Origin of the sequence: Rhodococcus sp. A14, from assembly GCF_011603105.1 — a bacterium.
Lineage (GTDB): Bacteria > Actinomycetota > Actinomycetes > Mycobacteriales > Mycobacteriaceae > Rhodococcus_F > Rhodococcus_F opacus.
The window spans coordinates 106,165-123,439 of sequence record NZ_JAAOQS010000003.1; the positions used below are offsets into that span (position 1 = coordinate 106,165).

A 17,275-nucleotide genomic window follows, 5' to 3' on the forward strand; every position below is an offset into this window, starting at 1 on the left:
GCTGTGGTCTGATGGTCATCTCGAATCTTCGTCCTGCTGCGTGATGGTGCTGATGAACTCGGTGACGAGGGTGGTGATCAGGGTGGGGTTCTGCTCCACCACCCAATGGTTGCCCGGAATCGCGTGCGTGCACAGGCGGTCCACGAACGGCTTTGGTGCTTCGAGTCCGAGCGGAACGGTCACGTGGGCGTCGTCGGTCGGGGCGAGAACCTGCACCGGACACACCGCTCGAGTGGGACGTGGCGTGAGCAGGTGGCGAAAATTGGCGCGGTACAACCCGATCCCGTTTATTGCGTCACGCCGTGACCGGCGTCCGGACGGGATCTGACGGTCGGTCGGCACGCCGATGTTCTCGGATCGCGAGACCATTTTCTCGACGACACCGCGCCGCACCAGCAGTTCGGGGAGGAAAGGGAGTTGGAACGCGACGATGTACCAGGAGTCAACCAGTTGACGTGCGAACTTACGCGGGTGACGGTGCCCACGTCGCAACCACGCACCGGCCATGTCCAGGCCCGGCCCCGAGACTGACGTGAAAGACGCCAGTTTGTTGGCAAACGCTGAATCGGATACGGCGGCCCAGCTTTGGATCGATCCCCAGTCGTGGGCGACCAGATGAACGGGTGAGTCGGGACTGGTCAGGGAGATGACGGTGGCGAGATCGTCTCGCAACTGGGACATCGCATACCCGCCCCGCTTGGCGGGTTGCCCTGATGCTCCGGTACCGCGCACGTCGTATGTGACGACGTGGAAGTCGCCGGCCGTTAGAGCGATTACCGGTTCCCAGACCGAGTGGTCGTCGGGATATCCATGGACGAACAGCACCGTTGGCCGATCGCTGTCGCCGTACTCGTAGATCGCGAGCTTGACGCCGTCGGTGGCGTCGGCGAATCGCGTTGGCTCACCTGGCCGAGTGGCTTTGTCGGCGGTGGGTGCGGGGGTCTCATGCGTGGTCGGTGCGTTGGTCACTGGACGGCTTCTTTGACTTGCTCGGTCGCGTCGTCCGCGAAACCGGCGGCAGGTGAAGCGGCCGACGTGAAGCGAAGCTCGGGGTCGTCGATCGGGTCCTTGCCGAGAACGATCCGGTCGTGGTTAAAATCCTGGGGAGCTTGCCACGGTCCGTGGGTGCCCTGTTTGGGGAACAAGTGCATCGCCCGGTTGATGTAGCCCGCGTCGAATTCGAAGAATCGCTTGACCGGCATCGAACTGTCCGAGACGACGGGTACGACGCTGGAGTAGCCGTTCTCGCTCATGTGGTCGAGAAGTCGGCAGAACCACTGTGCGACGAGGTCTGCTTTGAGAGTCCACGAGTGGTTGATGTACCCAACGGTGAACGCGAAGTTCGGGAGGCCGCTCACCATCGCGCTCTTGTAGATGACGTGATCGGGTAGATCGATCCGTTGGCCGTCCACCTCGAATGCGATCTTTCCGAAAGGCACCATATTCAGACCCGTGGCGGTGACGATGATGTCGGCGTCGAGCCGTGTGCCTGATTCGAGTTCGATCCCGGTTTCAGTGAACCGCACGATCTTGTCGGTGACAACCGCCGCGCGGCCCTTCGCGATTGCTTTGAACAGGTCACCATCTGGGACCGTGCACATGCGCTGGTCCCACGGGTCGTACTCCGGATGGAAGTGAGTGTCGACGTCGAAGCCCTCCGGGAGCGCGGCGGCCGTGATTTTGCGGACGAGTGCCCGAGCCTGTCGAGGGAACTTCCGGCTGCCCTTGTAGACGAGATTCCCTTTCCGAATGCTGATCTCACGGGAGATCGAGTAGGCAGTCTTCTCGGGGAGGATTCTTCGGAGAGTGTTAGCGAGCGGATCCTTGCGTGGGATGGGAATCACGTAGGACGGGGATCGCTGCAGCATTGTGACGTGCTCGGCCTCCTCCGCAATCGACGGCAGAAGTGTGACCGCGGTGGCGCCACTTCCGATGACCACAACCTTCTTGCCCGAGTAATCCAGGTCTTCGGGCCAATGCTGCGGGTGGACGATCTGTCCCTCGAAGTCATCACGGCCCGCGAAGTCCGGCGTGAAACCCTCGCCGGCGTCGTAATAGCCGGCGGCCGAGAACAACATCGACGCGGTCACGTCGTGTCGGACTCCGTCACTGACGCGCTCGAGGGTGACCACCCAACGCTGCTCGGGTGTCGAGAAATCCGCCCGAACGACCGTGAAACCGAGATGGATGTGGCGCTGCAGACCGTTTTCGCTGACGGTTTCCCGGAGGTAGTCGAGGATCTCGTGGGCGTCGGCGATCGAGTTGTCACGGCGCCATGGCTTGAAACCGAAGCCATACGCCTGCATATCGGAATCCGATCGAATCCCGGGGTAGCGGAATAGATCCCACGTACCGCCGAGCGATTCGCGCCCATCGACGATCGCGAAGGTTCGGCCGGGCTGTGAATGCTTGAGAGTGTATCCCATCCCGATCCCGGAGAGGCCGGCGCCGACGACGAGGACGTCGACGTGATCGAATGCGAGGCCCGAATCAGGCGCATGGGCTTTAGGCATGTCAACTCCCGTAGTTGAGCTTCAGTGTGACGATGCTTACAAGCCTCGCAACCAGGCGGCGGGAAAACTTGTCCTCAGACGACATAATTTTGCCATTTGGCGACAGTGCCAAGTGGGCGTCGGTTGCGCCGACCACCTAGAGGATCGGATCCTCCGGGCGGCTACCGCGGCGCCGTTTGAGCAGGTCGCGCGGCGATTCGCCGTACCAGCGGCGGCAGGCCCGGGTGAAGCTGCTCTGTTCGGCATAGCCCAGGGCCGAGGCGAGCTGCGAGGCCTGCAAGCCGGTTGCGGCGAGCTCCCAGGCTGTCGCCCGTCGAACCTCGTCGAGTATCTTCTCGAAGGTCGTGCCTTCGGCCGCAAGTTCGCGTTGCAGCGTGCGCTCATGCAGTGACACCGCTCGGGCCACCCGGCTGAGACCCGCCTCGCCGACCAGCAGCAAGCGCCGCGTGACGTCGCGGACATGCTCGGCCAGCGCCACGCCGGAATGGACCCGGGCCAGATATTCCTGAGCAAGTGCGAGTGCGGCTTCGTCGCGATCCTCGATGACGCGGGTGAGATGTGCCGGCGACAGGTGAATAGCGTTCTGACTCTGGCCGAACTCCACGGGGCAAGCGAACACGTCGAAGTAGGACTCCAATGGTGCGAGCCGTTCATGCTGGAACGTGACCTTTATCGGGATCACTCTGTCGCCGCTCATGACGTTGATCGCGTTCATGGCCAGTGTTTGGCTCTTCTCCACCGTCTGGCGCCGGTCGAAGTCGTTGTGGAGGATCGTCGAGTACGAGTAGATCGCCGATCCCGCCGAGGTGGTCAGCCGCGCAGTGTCGGCCGGAGCGAGGTTTCCGAGGAAGCGACAGACGTTGGTGATCGCTTCGCCCACTGTCTCAGCATTCCGCAGGATGACGCTCAGCGGTCCCAGCGATGCGATGCTCTGCATGCCACCGAGACGCAATCCGAAGTCGAGACAGTCGAACTCGCGGGCGGCGTGTCCGAGAACCGCGGCCGCGTCTTCGTAGCGGACATATCGGTCGAAGTCGCCGACTGCGAGCGGATCGATGCCGTGGGACCGGAGGAGAGCGTCGGCATCACCTCCGAGTTCGGTGATGAGCTCGTCTACCCGGGAGATCGCCGAACCTCGCGTCAAGACAGCCACGGATCCCAGTGTGGGCGCAGTGTCGCACAAAGACAAGTTTTTGGCCGGGGTGGTTCTCAATTATCGGGCGAGTCACTGCAGCCGCGTTTACCCTTGAGCTTGCCGGTGCGACGGCGCAGGTTCCGTCCGCATCACCACATCAGATCTGACTAGCAGGGTCAAATACCAGGGGTTCTCGTCAAGGTTAGATGACACAACTCAGCCTGTGGAGGCTAATAGGTTGTGACGCAATCAGTTTCATCGTCAGGAGCGAATGCACCCGAATCGACTGTCTCGATGTCGTGCCTGTGAGATGACATCCTGGAACGATGATGCGCTCGCGCCGCCCGTCTGTAGTTCGTCATCTCCCGTCTTCACCCAGCTGAAACGCGCGAAGCCCGACGAAGAGCTCCGCGGCCTGCGCCGGATTCATAAAATCCCTACCGGTCAGGTCGCCGATCCGCCGGAGTCGATAGAGGACGGTGTTGCGGTGGTAGTGCAGGCGCGCGGCGGCGTCACTCGTGGACCCCTTGGATGCGAACCAGGCGTCGAGCGTCGCCAGCAGGCTGTTTCGCTCGACCTCGGGCAGATCGAGTAGCGACCCGAAGATCTGACGGACAGCGATGCGGCTGCTGTCGGGATGGGTCGCTAGCAACAGCGGCACCGGAACCGCGCCAAAACGTGTGACAGCACTGTCGTCAACGCGCGCGCAAGCCCGCGCCAACCTGGCCTGGGCAACAGCCTTGGCCGTTCCGGACGGCGAAGTGAACATCTCGCTGACCCCCACCGCGCCGGATACGTCCAGATGCGCGACCACCTCGTTGACTATCGCGTCCGACCGCCCGAACAGCAGACCGAGAACGCCGTCGGCCTCCGAATCCCACACCGCGCCTACCTCACGCGTGGAGAACTCGAGCCGGTCCGAATCCGCGGAAATCACCACGAAACTGCCACGTTCGGGAATCCGCAAGGTATGCACAGCGGCTGCCACCGCAGACCGATTGGACGCGTGGTCGCCGAACAGTGCTCGAATAAGACGTCGCCGCGACTCGGCATCCTCCTCGCTTCGGGCGTCGACCGTGTGTCGATAGGCCTCGGCGGCCGCATCCGAACACACATCGACCATCGCCCAGATCTGGGCGGCCATATCGAGCAGCGCGCGCGTCGCCTCCGCCTCCGACCGGTTCATCAGTTCTTCCCAGATCAGCCGACCGCCCAGACGGAAGGCGTGCAACAGGGCGGCGAGCGGAACACCCTGTTCGGCTTTGAGCCGCCCAGCCTCGGCGGCCGACTCGAGCTCCGGCTCGACCTCGCCCGCCAAACAGGTGATCATCGCCAGCAGGTTGGCATGACACGCGTCATACAGCTGCTCGCGGGTCAGCAAGGATGACTCGAGGTAGCCGCGCTCGGCGGACAGTATGCGTGCAACCAACTCCGAAGCCATGCCATCCACCGTTGTCAGCAGCGGGAGAAGCAGGGTGTTCCGCACATGCACGGGTTTCGCGGCCGCTCTCGACATGGGGCCAGCCTAGACCCGAACTGGTGGACACCACGAAGTTGTGCAACGGCACAACCAGACGCGGATGTTGACGAGCAGCGGCCCATAGCGGACCAGGGCCCGACGAGACCACAATCCATATACCGCGCCGCGGTTCCCACCCCCAGCACAGAGACGAGTGATCGCAGTGCCCAACGAAACCGGTTCCGACATGCACGTCACGAACACCCCCACAGGACACCCGACCGTCGACCGGGCCCTCGACGAGCTGAGCACTGGCGAGAAAACATGGGCGTCGCTGCCCCTCTCTGCTCGACGGGCGCTGCTCGAGCGGGTTCGGGACCTCACCGCCGCCCACGCCGAGGAGTGGGTCACCGCCGCCACCGCGATCAAAGAGCTCGACCCCTCGTCCCCACTGGTCGGAGAGGAATGGATCTCCGGTCCCTACGCATTCGCCGGCGGTGCCGCCACGCTGGCACACAGCCTGGCCTCCCTCGAGACCGGCACCAGCCCCATCGCCGCCGCGACATTCGGATCCGCGCCGGGTGGTCGCACAACGGTCCGAGTCCTTCCCCTCGGCATCTTCGACCGGCTGCTGCTGAACGGATTCAGCGCCGAGGTATGGCTGCAGCCGGGAACCGACGTCGAGCGCGCCAGGCAGACCGCCGGCCTCGCCCAGCTCGATCCGGCCCACACCCACGGCATCGGCGCCGTGCTGGGTGCAGGCAACATCATGTCCATCGCACCGCTGGACACTCTCTACGAACTCTTCGCACACAACCGCGTCGTCGCACTCAAGCTCAACCCGATCACAGACCCGATGCTCCCGGTCTTCACCAAGGTCCTCGCACCACTGATCGAGGTAGGAGCAGTTCGTGTGCTCACCGGAGGAGCCGAGCTCGGCACCTACCTGGTCAACCACGCGGCGGTCCACCATGTGCACATGACCGGTAGCTCAATCACCCATGACACCATCGTCTTCGGCCCGGGCCAGGAGGGTGCCGCCCGTCGAGCGGCCAACGATCCCGTGCTGAACAAGCCGATGACGAGCGAGCTCGGCGGCGTGTCACCCACAATTGTGCTACCCGGCGAGTGGAGCGACGCCGACATCAAATACCAGGCGGAACACGTTGCCACGCAACGTCTCCACAACGGCGGATACAACTGCGTTGCCTCGCAGGTCGTCGTGCTCTCATCCAAGTGGAAGCAACGCGACCAGTTCGTGGCCGCCCTGCGCACGGCGCTGAACAACACTCCCGGTCGCAACCCCTACTATCCCGGGAGCGCCAACCGCGTCGAAGCGGCCCTCACGGCCTATCCTCATGCCGACAAGCTCGGAAGTGGACGGGTGCTGATCCACGACATCGACCCGACGGACGAGGCCACACTCCTGCAGACCGAGTACTTCGCGCCGGTTCTCGGCATTGTCGAACTCCCCCACGCTGATGAAGCATTCGCGGCTGCGGCCGTGCGCACGGCCAACTCCGACTTCGTCGGAACCCTCGGAATCAACATCATCGCCCACCCCCGATCGATCCAACAGATGGGCACCGGGTTCGACATACTCTTGGCGGAGCTCAACTACGGAACGATCGCGGTGAACGCCTGGACCGGTGTCGGCTTCCTGACCGCCGGCGCCACCTGGGGCGCATTCCCGGGCCATACAATCGACGACATCCAAAGCGGAATGGGCATGGTCCACAATGCCCTGCTCATCGACGGAGCCGAACGCACAGTTGTCCGCGGACCGTTCCGCCCGGCGCCGCGATCGATCGTCAACGGCGAATGGACCATCTCGCCCAAGCCGCCATGGTTCGTCACCAATCGAACCGCCGCCACCACCGGTCGACTACTGACGGCATTCGCCGCGAAACCGTCTTGGACGAAACTTCCCGGCATCTTCGCGTCCGCCCTCCGCGGATAGAAGAGGAACACCGCGCCGCCACAACATCTCCGCCAACTCTGTCGAGTCGGTAAGGGCTCCTCGGGGAACCGTACTCGCCAAACGGCTCAGCGCAGATCCACGCAACTCCGTCGTCACGCTGGAAGCGGGACCGGAAGACAACAACATATTCGCCCGCATGCCGACGGCCTTCTCCACACTATTCCGAAGCGACGTCGAGTGGAACTACCACACCGAGGCACAGCCGCAGCGTGTCATGCCTCAGATCGAACTGAGTCACCCAATCCCGGTTTAGCCTGTCAATACCGTTCAGTTAGTGAACAATGATGGTGCATTTCGGCGGCTGGGTGGGTTGTGGATGGTGTTGGTGGTGCGCACGTTTGGCTGCCCATTTGAGGACCTTCGTTTGACGACCCGGGGTTTGGCGCAGTGGCGGCGTACCGGGTTGATACGGCGCAGTAGTTTGGCGATGCCCTGATTCCACAATCTGGTGGCGACGTTGCGGCTAGGAGGGGGAAGAGAGCTGTGGGACAGTGATCTTCGGGTGATCCGCAAGGCGGCGACGAAGGACATCCGGTCCGGGTCGTGACTGCCGGCGGTCGCGGCATCGCGCATCAGGGTGCGAATGGCGTAGTGACAGCACAGGTGCCCCCAGATTTCCTGCCGGACCAACGGTGGGGATTTCGACCGCAGCACGGCGCGTGGTCACCAGATCCCGGGTCGGTTGGTGGTGTGCCGCATCCCCGACCTGCGACCGCCCAAGGACCAGGGACAGGGCACGTTGTTCGACGTGTGTCGGTTCCACACGTTCTTCACCACCACCGACCCCGACGACCTCGATACCGTCGCCGCCGACAAGACTCACCGTCAGAACGCCATCATCGAGCAGCTGCACGCGAACCTGAAGAACTCCGCTCTCGCGCATCTACCCTCGAACTCGTTTCCGGCGAACGCCGCCTGGCTGCTCTGCGCGGTGATGGCGTTCAACCTCACCCGTGCCGCCGGCACCCTCACCGGCGATCCCAAACTGACGAAAGCGACCACCGGCACCCTCCGGCGCACCCTCGTCTCAGTCCCCGCGCGCATCGCGTCCTCGGCGAGACGGTTGACGCTGCACCTGCCGACCGACTGGCCGTGGGAAACAACGTGGCACAACTTGTCCGACAACACCTTCGGTCACGCACACCCGATCGTCGCCTAACGCCCAGGGCACCTGCCCGCCCTCGACGCGAAAGCCTCAGTGGAACAACCCGACACGAGAGATCGGACGCTCAACCATGCCCACACACCGTTCCATGCCGCCCAACGAAACTCGCAGCGATCAGGTCAGCGAATCGGTGAATTCAGGCTGAGACAGTTGACCGTCGTTCGAGAGTTCCTGAACTGCTTGTATCCTCGTTATCTGCTGGTGCTCAGTGCATCGAATTTGAGACTTCCGGCTACTTGACGTCGGCATCTGGCCCTGTGAGTGACAACACTTTTGGGAGCCGCACCGAAATTCACCCGGGTGGGTCGGCGCTGCCCACCCGACGACTTCTACGCCGTTACAGTGTCGTTTCGCGGCGCGGCGATCATATTCTGATCGATTAGAATTGCTGAAGGTATGCCCGTACGCGGGGGCCCATGTCCGAGAACCCAAAGAGGCGTGTCTGATTGTGCCATTCGCGCTCGAGTTGGACATCGAGGGTCGATTCCAAGGACTGCCGCAGCAGGCGCTTGACCATACTAACGGCCACGGGCGGTAACTTCGCGATCTCATCTGCCCGAGCCAGGACCGCGTCCCGAAGCTCGGATGGTTCCACGACCTGATTCACGAGCCCGAGTTCTAGCGCCTCGTCGGCCTCGATGGGCGCGAGGCGAGTCAAGAGTTCGAACGCCTTCGAATATCCGACGAGCCGCGGCAGGATGTAGCTCAACCCCATCTCTGGGGACACGCCAAGGGGAATGAACGCAGGCACCAGCCTGGCCCTGGTCGACGCGATGCGAAAGTCGTGCATTAGCGCGAACGCCAGACCGCCCCCTGCCGCTCCGCCGTTGATTCCCGCGATGCTCGGTGTGCCGATATCCATCATCCGTTGAACCCAGCGGCCGACACCAAGCGTGTCTGCCCTGCGCTGCTCGCGCGACTGCGGCGGCATTCCCCAATCGCCTCCGAGCGCGCCCTGAAATCCCACCTCATTGAGATCGATGCCGCCGGCCTGCGCAAGGCTTGCGAAGACGTCGCGGTCAGCGCCGACGCAGAACGTTGACCCTGCGCCGATTGTCGCGATAGCGCGCACGTTTTCGTCTGCATGGGCTGCTTCGAAGGCGTTGACAACGTCCCGGAACAGGGCCCCGTGCACCGAGTTGCCGCGATCGGGCCGGTGGAGCGTAACCATGAGGGTGTTTCGGACACGCTCGGTAAGAACGTTCGGCCCGTCCGTCGATTCCGCGTCAACGTTTTTCAGAGTGTCTGTCATCGTACGGTCCAATCAGTAGGATTTGGGCAGCCCGAGTGAGTGCTCGGCCACGAAGTTCAGAACCATCTGATGCGAGACCGGCGCAATCTTGATGAGCCGCGCCAGCCACCACACGTCGGTGAGGCCGTACTCGAGGGTCAAGCCATTTCCGCCGTGGACCTGAATGGCCTGATCAATGCAGTGAGTTCCGGCCTCGCCGGCGGCGTACTTAGCCATATTGGCGACCTCGCCGGCCCGCGGGTCGGCCGCATCGTACAACGCACATGCCTTCTGGACAAGCAGCTTGGCCGCTTCGAGCTCAACCTTCGCAGCGGCCAGCGGGTGCGAGACACCCTGGTGCGCACCGATCGGCACCCCCCACACGTTGCGCTCCGTGGCGTATCTGACCGCCTTGTCTAGAGCGAATCTACCCAGGCCTATGGTCTGGGTAGCCCCCAAGATGCGCTCGGGATTGAGACCCTCGAACACGGCACGCAGACCGTTGTTCTCCCCTCCGATGAGTCGGTCGCCGCTCACGCGGACATCGTCGAAGAAAAGAGTCCACTGCTTTTCGGGGACATCCACCGCCATCGGGATGAGTTGCCGTTCCATGCCCACGGCGTCGGCGTCGACAATAAACAGTGAGAGCAGCCCACCACGTCCGTCTGGCCGGTCGCCCGTGCGAGCCACCACGACGATCTTGTCAGCGTCTTCGACGCCCGAGATGAAGGTCTTGGTACCGGATAGGACCCATCCTCCATCGGCTGACTTGACGGCGTGCGTGCTGATTTTATGTGAGTTGGTGCCGGCATCTGGTTCTGTGATCGCGAAGGAGAAACGAAGAGCGCCACTGGCGATACCCGGGATCCAGTCCTTTTTGTGCTGCTCGGTGCCGAACTTGGTGATGAGCTGGCCGCAGATCGCTTGCGAGAAAACCAGAGGGACCATGGGACAACCAGCCGCAGCAGTCTCCTCCATCACCGCTACCAGGGCGTGCAGGCTCTGCCCTCCGCCGCCGTATTCCTCGGGCAAGCACACTCCGAGGAATCCCTGCGCCCCCAACACGTCCCACATCTCTCGCGCACCGCCGCCATTGCGAACCTGATCCATGTACCAGGTGTGACCGAAGCCGTGAGCGATCTGGGAAACAGTCTCTCGCAGCGCCCGCTCTTCGTCCGAAGGAAACAAGTCCATGACAGGTGGCGCGGTGCCGGCGACGGTCGTGTTGGTCATAACTACCCCTAACAAGAGTGAATGGTGCCTCTGAAGTGGATGTGCGTCCGAGAGCGTAGATTGCAAACTTATATGACCATATAAGAATTGTGGAGAGCGGGCAAGTAGGCTGCGTCGCGGAACAAACACGCGGTGTTGGCGGGCGAGACGAGGAGTAATGACCGAGGGCGCGGAACCTGCAGCAGGGAGCACCACTGAGGGCAGAAGAGAGCAGGCCAAGCGCGAACGAATTGGACGAATCTTGACTGCCGCGCGGGGCCTTCTGCGCGAGGGGCCTGGGGAACGGCTGACGATGCCGCAAATTGCGGACCGGGCCGGTGTGTCCCAAATGACCATTTTCAACCTCATCGGGGCTCGAGATGACCTGTGGGCAGCGTTAGCCGACGATGCGCTTGCGGACTGGCAAGCGCACGTAGCCCCCATTCGGGACCCGCAGAACCGCGCCCGCGCGATAGTCGAGAGGGTCACACAAGCGGTCGTCGACGATGCGCCAGTGTTCAAGGCTCTCATCTCCTCGTGGGGTGACAGCGGCCGTGTAATCCAGCGCGAGCCAAGTCACGCCCTCCTAAATTGCCTTGAACAGGCAGTCGACGAACACCAGATCGCTGCTGGCATTGATCTGCGCCGCCTCGCAGCCACCATCTTCAGCGGACTTGTGGGCCTGGTACATCAGTGGGCAGCCGGCCTCCTCGACGACCAGGATCTGGTCTCCCGCGCAGGCGATCTAGTCGACGTCGCCTTCACTGCCGGTCGCCCCGGCTGCGAGCCGCGCCGTTGGCGGTTGGAGACGACCGCACCCGAACCTAGCTCGTCCCCCCCGCCAGATTGAGCCCGCAAAAGGCGGCATGCTAGCCGTAGCCGTAGCCCGCGACCTCCACCAGGCCCGCCGAATTTGGCCGCGCCACGTTTCATCGACCATCCCGGCTTCTGTCGCGATAGCTGTACAGATATCGAACCTTCGAGACTGTGACACAACATGTTCGCCACCAGTAACAAGAAGGAAGTGGAAATGGCGACGTTGACAGGGACGCGCGCTGGAGTCAGCTGGCGCCCGAGCCAGCTTCGTCAGACTTTGGCAGAGCGGCGTCGTGCTCGCGCAGGACAAGGTCCATCAGGCCAGGGAATATTCGGTCGAGTTCCTCACTGCGAAGCCAGTTCCGGTGGCGATTGCCGTCGACTTCCTGCTTGATGATCTCGGACTCGCGGAGCACACGCCGGTGTCTTGTCAGCGCCGACTTTGATACTCCGAAGTCTGAGTCGCTGCACGCCGTCCCGGGCTCCTGGGCGATGGAGTGAACGATCGCACGGCGGACGGGATCAGTCAGTGCAAACATCGCCTCGAACGGGTCGAGATCATCCTCGGCCGGGATTGAGAGCGGGCGCGCCAAACGACTTGCCATGGTCCGCTTCCTCACCGATCGAAACTGCGCTGTACACATTCGTGCGTACATCAGCTAGGTAGATGTACACGCATATGTGTACATCTAGTACGACGTTGGCCCACGCCCGCCGATTGCCTATCAACATCTGCTTGCCCGCACCCCGCTGAGCGGGAACACACGAAGGAAACGATGAAAATCACTGTAATCGGTGCCGGAGCGATCGGCAGTAACCTCGCACGTCGTCTCAGCGAATCCGGACACGATGTTGTCGCCGCCGATGCCCGCGGACCGGAAGCCGTTGCCGAAGAACTTCTGGCGGCGGGAGTGCGTGCGGATGAGGTGGACGCTGCAGTCGCGGACCGTGACGTCATCGCGCTTTCAGTCCCGTTCTCCGTCCAGTCGGATCTCGCTGACTTACTGGCCGGCGTGCCTGACGACACGATCGTTGTCGACACGTCGAACTATTACCCCTTCATGATGGGCCCGGTCGAGGCCGTCGACAATGGCCAGGTCGAGAGCGAATGGAGCCAGGAGAAGCTCCGCCGACCAGTCGTCAAGGCGTGGAACGCGGCCCTGGCGGCCACTCAACAAACGCAGAGCCGCCCGAAAGTCTTTGCCGTGCAATCAATGGTGTCAGAAGATCGACGCACCCGAAGGTCGATCATGACCGGATGCCCACCGATCGCGGTGTCGGCCAGCTGTCGGCGGTACCGGGAACGCACGCGAGCGGACTCACCATCACAGTGTCCATCGATCCCGTCACACCCTCCTTGGAGATCACTGACGCGGCGATCTCCAGAATGTGGGCGCGGTTCTTCACCGCGTCCGCACGCGTTCCCGCCGGTGTCGTCGTAGCCATCTGCCAGTCCACGTCCAGCCGAGGCTGTCATACTCGAACGGCCCCGAGCAGATCCTGGACCAGTGAGTCGTCTCCGTTGACCTGCAGCAACTCGAACGGGCGTCGACGCCACAATACGAGTAGCACATCTTGAGCCGGTCCACTCAACGCCGCAACGTCTTTCGCGTGGCCACGAGTAACTGCGACTGATTCGTCGGAGAACTCGAGTAACCATTCGGCGTCGGCTGCGTCGGTGCACTGAAGGTGGACCGACTGACCCCGGAGAGCTACCGGCGTACCACCGGATTCGAGGGCTCGCGGCAGCATTAATCGTGCCCACTCGTCGACACCGTCCGCGGCGACTTCCGTGTCGGCGCCCTCTGGCGCCGATCCACCTACACCGCGCACAGCATCGGCAGCGTCGAATCGATGCACGGTTGCCTCGTGGGCCTGCCGACGGGCCCACGAGGCGGCTGTGCCGGATCCACCGATCGTCGGTACAGGTCGCCCGGGGTCGACCCGCGCGAACTCAGCGAGCAACTCGTCGAGTACTCCGGAATACTCGACGAGGCACGCACGTCCGCGAGGCATCCCGCGGTCGGTCCGTATTTGACTGATCTCCGCATGCGGATCGGCTCGCAGCGCAGCAGCCACCCACAGCTGAACCTTCCCGACATGGCGAACCACCTGTTCCAGCGTCCATCCCGGGCATGACGGCACTGGAGCATTCAATGCGTCAACCGGCATGGCCGCGATTCGGCTGCCTTCCGTGCGAAGGACAGAAAGGAAGCGGTCGAATGTGACAGACGTCGATGTGCCCACGGTTTATTGTTGCCCGGCCTTCTAATAGGCGACGGTCGTATTATAGAGCGGCGAATCGCAACTTCTTGGTCCGTACATGCGCTAATGGTCTGTCGTTGAGACCGACCGTTTCGAGATCTTTCCGTTCCGCTCTCCCCCCAGAGCCTCCAGACTACGAACAGCCATGTCAGCCAGAAAGGGACCCACGTCCTTCGAACCCGCGGGACCACCGGACCTCGTGGCGTCTGACATCAGCAATGCTTGCACAGCGCGAGTTGCTGTGCGCAGTCGATCGGCTGACCAACCCGGATACAGCCGTTCCAGACAGTCCGTCCACCGCTCGACGTAGCGACGGAGTCGACGCTGGTAACGACGCTTGTACGGCTCCGCCAATGCACGATGTTCGCGCTCCCAGATTCCTGCCAGACGTCGATGCGTCAGCGCAAAGGATACGAGACCATCGATGAGTTGTCTCAGTTCTTGGTGGGGATCGTCGTGAGGTGCGGTTAAACCGACCAACATTGCGTCAATCGCTCGATCGAAGAGCGTCGCGAGGATTTCGTTCTTCCCCTCGAAGTGCCTGTAGATCGCCGATCCAGTGACGCCTGCGGCTTCGCCGATCTCGTCGACACCAACGGCATCGAAACTCCGCTCGAAGAAAAGCTCTTCGGCGACTTCGAGGATCTTCTCGTCTCTTCCCACCCGAGTATCGTACGTCACGAACGTGAACGACCGTTGCCGAGATGGTCTCAGAACCCATATCGACTCGCCCATTACGCCCCGTAGGGTGAATGTTGAAGGAGCTGGTCGAAGCTCGACAAGGTGCAACCCATCATCGGGAACTCCGATCAATGGCGGGGAGACGACGTCAGTCGCATCCCCACTCCGGTGTCGAACGGCAAAGCATGTCGCCCGCTGCGTCTCGACCAGGAAAGAGTCTTCCTTGTTGCTCGGATCGAAGGACACTCACGGTTCGCGCTGCTCAGACCGGGCCGGGCTTGGGCACGTCGAAGCAACATCGGTTGCGGAGTGAACGTCGGCGGTCTGGCCGGCACATCGCGCTCCATGCGTCAGCGTTCGAGCGCGCCCTTCACTGCGTAACGTGCGTTCTGTCGATACGAGTCTGAAGCCTGCAGCAGCGATTGGTCAGAGCGATAAGAGAGTCACTCGACATTACGCGTTCCATCACCGGCGCCTATCGAGCCGGATCAGCACGGCCTTCGACACCGGGGTGTTCGACTTGACCGCCACGTGATCGAGCGGGATCAGCGGATTCGTCTCCGGGTAGTAGGCGGCGACGTTCCCCCGCGGCGTCGGGTACGGCACCAACCGGAAATCATCCGCCCGGCGCTCCTGCACCGTCCCGTCCGGGGCCTCCCACTCGGAGATCAGGTCCACCCGGTCCCCGTCGGCGTACCCGAGGGCGGCGATGTCCTCGGCGGCGATGAACAGCACCCGCCGTCCGCCCTTGACGCCGCGGTAGCGGTCGTCGAGACCGTAGATGGTGGTGTTGTACTGATCATGCGACCGCATCGTCTGCAAGATCAACCGGCCCTCGGGCACCGGCAGCCAGGACAGTGCGTTGACCGTGAAATTGGCCTTCCCCGTGCCGGTGACGAACCGGCGCTCGTCCCGCGGCGGGTGCGGCCACCCGAACCCGTCCGGCCGGCGGACCCTGGCATTGAAGTCCTCGAACCCGGGAATGACCCTTGCGATGGAATCGCGGATGCGGTCGTAGTCGGCGGTGAACTCCTGCCACGGCACCGAATGGTCGGGACCGAACAGGGCCTGCGCGATCCCGCACACGATCGCCACCTCGCTGCGCAACTGGTCGCTCGCGGGTGTGAGGCTGCCGCGGGACAGGTGCACCACCGACATCGAGTCCTCCACCGACACCTGCTGCTTCCGACCGGACTGCACATCCTTGTCGGACGGCCCAACGAGGGCAGGATCAGTCCGGTTCGCCCGGTCACCAGGTGCGAGCGGTTCAGTTTCGTCGACACCTGCACCGTCAACGCACAGTTACGCAGCGCGGCCTCGGTGGTCTCGGTGTCCGGGGTCGCCGAGACGAAGTTGCCGCCCATCCCGACGAACACCGACGCCTTCCCGTCCCGCATCGCCCGAATCGAGTCGACCGCATCCCACCCATGTGTGCGGTGACCGGATACCGAATTCGGTGTCCAGCGCCGCCAGGAACGATTCGGGCATCTTCTCCCAAATCCCCATCGTCCGGTCACCCTGCACGTTCGAGTGCCCGCGGACCGGGCACACCCCGGCCCCGGGTTTGCCGATCATCCCCTGCAACAGCAGCAGGTTCACCGCATCTTGAATGGTCGCGACCCCGTGCTTTTGCTGGGTCAACCCCATCGCCCAGCAGATGATCGTCTTTCTCGAGGCGATCAACGCCTCCGCCGTGGCCTGGATCTGTTCGAGCGACAACCCGGTGGCCTGGACGACGGTGTCGAGATCGACCTGCCGCAGATGCGCCGCGCACTCCTCGAACCCGGCGGTGTGCCGGTCGATGAACTCGCGGTCCAGCACCGTCCCGGGAGTGCGGTCCTCCGCCTCGAGCGGCAACCGGCCCAAATCCCTGGAACAGGGCCTGGTCGCCGCCGATCCGGATCTGCAGGAACTCGTCGGCGATCTGCACACCGTCGCCGACCACCCCGTGCACCTTCTGCGGATCCTTGAACCGCAACAACCCGGCCTCCGGCAGCGGGTTGATCGCGATCACCCTCGCCCCATTCGCTTTCGCCTTCTCCAGGGTCGACAGCATCCGCGGGTGGTTGGTGCCCGGGTTCTGCCCGGCGATCAGGATCAGGTCCGCGTTCTCGATATCCGGAACGGTCACCGAGCCCTTCCCGATCCCGATCGTCTCCACCAACGCACTGCCCGACGACTCGTGGCACATGTTCGAGCAGTCCGGCAGATTGTTCGTCCCGAACGCCCGAATCATCAACTGATACACGAACGCCGCCTCATTACTGGTGCGCCCCGACGTGTAGAACACCGCCTCATGCGGCGATGCCAACGCCCGCAACTCGCCGGCGATCATCGCGAACGCCGCATCCCAGCCGATCGGCTCGTAATGCGAGGCCCCCGGCAGCAACACCATCGGATGCGTCAACCGGCCCTGCTGCCCCAACCAGAACTCGGTACGACCCAGCAGATCCGCCACCGAATGCTCGGCGAAGAACTCCGGTGTCACCGTTCGGGTGGTCGCCTCCTCCGCGACCGCCTTCGCCCCGTTCTCACAGAACTCCGCATGCTTGCGGTGCCCCGGAGTCTCCGGCCACGCACACCCCGGACAGTCGAACCCGTCCCGCTGGTTCAACTTCCACAACGTCCGGGCCGTGCGCACCGGACCCATCTGCTCGAGCCCACGACTCAACGACACCAACACCGCAGGAACACCTGCCGCATAGGATTTCTCGTGCGTGACGACGACATCGTCCTCGTCGAAGATGTACCTGTCGGTGGTGTCGATCATGGAATCAGTTTCCTCGTGCAATCCATTCGACGAGGTGCGGGGCCTCG

12 protein-coding genes and 3 pseudogenes are annotated in these 17,275 nt (G+C 63.1%); 4 read left to right on the forward strand and 11 right to left on the reverse strand.

The features are described from left to right. Window positions 1–15: 15 nt before the first annotated feature. The 4 genes from G9373_RS02820 to G9373_RS02835 form a co-directional block, all read right to left on the reverse strand. Window positions 16–969: an alpha/beta fold hydrolase gene (locus tag G9373_RS02820; RefSeq protein WP_005254725.1), complete on the reverse strand. Its 954-nt coding sequence runs from the start codon at window positions 967–969 to the stop codon at window positions 16–18. Continuing rightward, window positions 966–2,513: an NAD(P)/FAD-dependent oxidoreductase gene (locus tag G9373_RS02825; RefSeq protein WP_005565062.1), complete on the reverse strand. Its 1,548-nt coding sequence runs from the start codon at window positions 2,511–2,513 to the stop codon at window positions 966–968. The genes G9373_RS02820 and G9373_RS02825 overlap by 4 nt, the downstream gene beginning before the upstream one ends. 136 nt (window positions 2,514–2,649) lie before the next feature. Further along, window positions 2,650–3,666, reverse strand: coding sequence for an AraC family transcriptional regulator (locus tag G9373_RS02830; RefSeq protein WP_005565063.1), 1,017 nt, complete (start codon window positions 3,664–3,666; stop codon window positions 2,650–2,652). 340 nt (window positions 3,667–4,006) lie between these two features. Then, window positions 4,007–5,164 carry a helix-turn-helix domain-containing protein gene (locus tag G9373_RS02835; protein ID WP_120660840.1) on the reverse strand — a complete coding sequence of 386 codons (1,158 nt, stop codon included), beginning with the start codon at window positions 5,162–5,164 and terminating at the stop codon, window positions 4,007–4,009. A 190-nt stretch (window positions 5,165–5,354) separates the two neighbouring features. Here G9373_RS02835 and G9373_RS02840 point away from each other — a divergent pair, with 190 nt between their 5' ends. Beyond that, entirely contained in the window at window positions 5,355–7,067 is a 1,713-nt protein-coding gene (locus G9373_RS02840; RefSeq protein ID WP_167113855.1) for an aldehyde dehydrogenase family protein, read from the forward strand. A gap of 510 nt (window positions 7,068–7,577) precedes the next feature. Here the strand turns inward: G9373_RS02840 and G9373_RS02855 are convergent. Beyond that, a pseudogene (locus G9373_RS02855) lies at window positions 7,578–7,742 on the reverse strand (IS4 family transposase); the annotation flags it as partial. A gap of 13 nt (window positions 7,743–7,755) precedes the next feature. Between G9373_RS02855 and G9373_RS02860 the strand changes: the two are divergent. Then, window positions 7,756–8,247: pseudogene (locus G9373_RS02860) on the forward strand (transposase); the annotation flags it as partial. A gap of 385 nt (window positions 8,248–8,632) precedes the next feature. Here the strand turns inward: G9373_RS02860 and G9373_RS02865 are convergent. Beyond that, complete coding sequence (locus G9373_RS02865) at window positions 8,633–9,505, reverse strand: enoyl-CoA hydratase/isomerase family protein (RefSeq protein ID WP_120660838.1); 873 nt, start codon at window positions 9,503–9,505, stop codon at window positions 8,633–8,635. Between the two features lie 12 nt (window positions 9,506–9,517). Continuing rightward, window positions 9,518–10,678, reverse strand: a complete 1,161-nt coding sequence (locus tag G9373_RS02870; RefSeq protein WP_133986717.1) for an acyl-CoA dehydrogenase family protein — start codon at window positions 10,676–10,678, stop codon at window positions 9,518–9,520. A gap of 196 nt (window positions 10,679–10,874) precedes the next feature. Between G9373_RS02870 and G9373_RS02875 the strand changes: the two genes are divergently transcribed. Continuing rightward, complete coding sequence (locus G9373_RS02875) at window positions 10,875–11,546, forward strand: TetR/AcrR family transcriptional regulator (RefSeq protein WP_120660837.1); 672 nt, start codon at window positions 10,875–10,877, stop codon at window positions 11,544–11,546. Window positions 11,547–11,757: 211 nt separating this feature from the next. On the opposite strand, the gene G9373_RS02880 is transcribed toward G9373_RS02875, so the two are convergent. Both G9373_RS02880 and G9373_RS46170 read right to left on the reverse strand, forming a co-directional pair. Continuing rightward, window positions 11,758–12,117, reverse strand: a complete 360-nt coding sequence (locus tag G9373_RS02880) for a helix-turn-helix domain-containing protein (RefSeq protein ID WP_120660836.1) — start codon at window positions 12,115–12,117, stop codon at window positions 11,758–11,760. A 643-nt stretch (window positions 12,118–12,760) separates the two neighbouring features. Then, window positions 12,761–12,958: a hypothetical protein gene (locus G9373_RS46170; RefSeq protein ID WP_166680577.1), complete on the reverse strand. Its 198-nt coding sequence runs from the start codon at window positions 12,956–12,958 to the stop codon at window positions 12,761–12,763. A 423-nt stretch (window positions 12,959–13,381) separates the two neighbouring features. Here G9373_RS46170 and G9373_RS46175 point away from each other — a divergent pair, with 423 nt between their 5' ends. Next, the gene (locus tag G9373_RS46175; RefSeq protein ID WP_240960319.1) at window positions 13,382–13,651 is read left to right on the forward strand and encodes a hypothetical protein; all 270 of its coding nucleotides are present in this window, start codon (window positions 13,382–13,384) and stop codon (window positions 13,649–13,651) included. A 189-nt stretch (window positions 13,652–13,840) separates the two neighbouring features. Here G9373_RS46175 and G9373_RS02900 read toward each other — a convergent pair whose 3' ends face one another. Continuing rightward, entirely contained in the window at window positions 13,841–14,440 is a 600-nt protein-coding gene (locus tag G9373_RS02900) for a TetR/AcrR family transcriptional regulator (RefSeq protein ID WP_166680596.1), read from the reverse strand. Between the two features lie 483 nt (window positions 14,441–14,923). Further along, a pseudogene (locus G9373_RS02905) lies at window positions 14,924–17,228 on the reverse strand (FdhF/YdeP family oxidoreductase). Window positions 17,229–17,275: the final 47 nt, after the last annotated feature.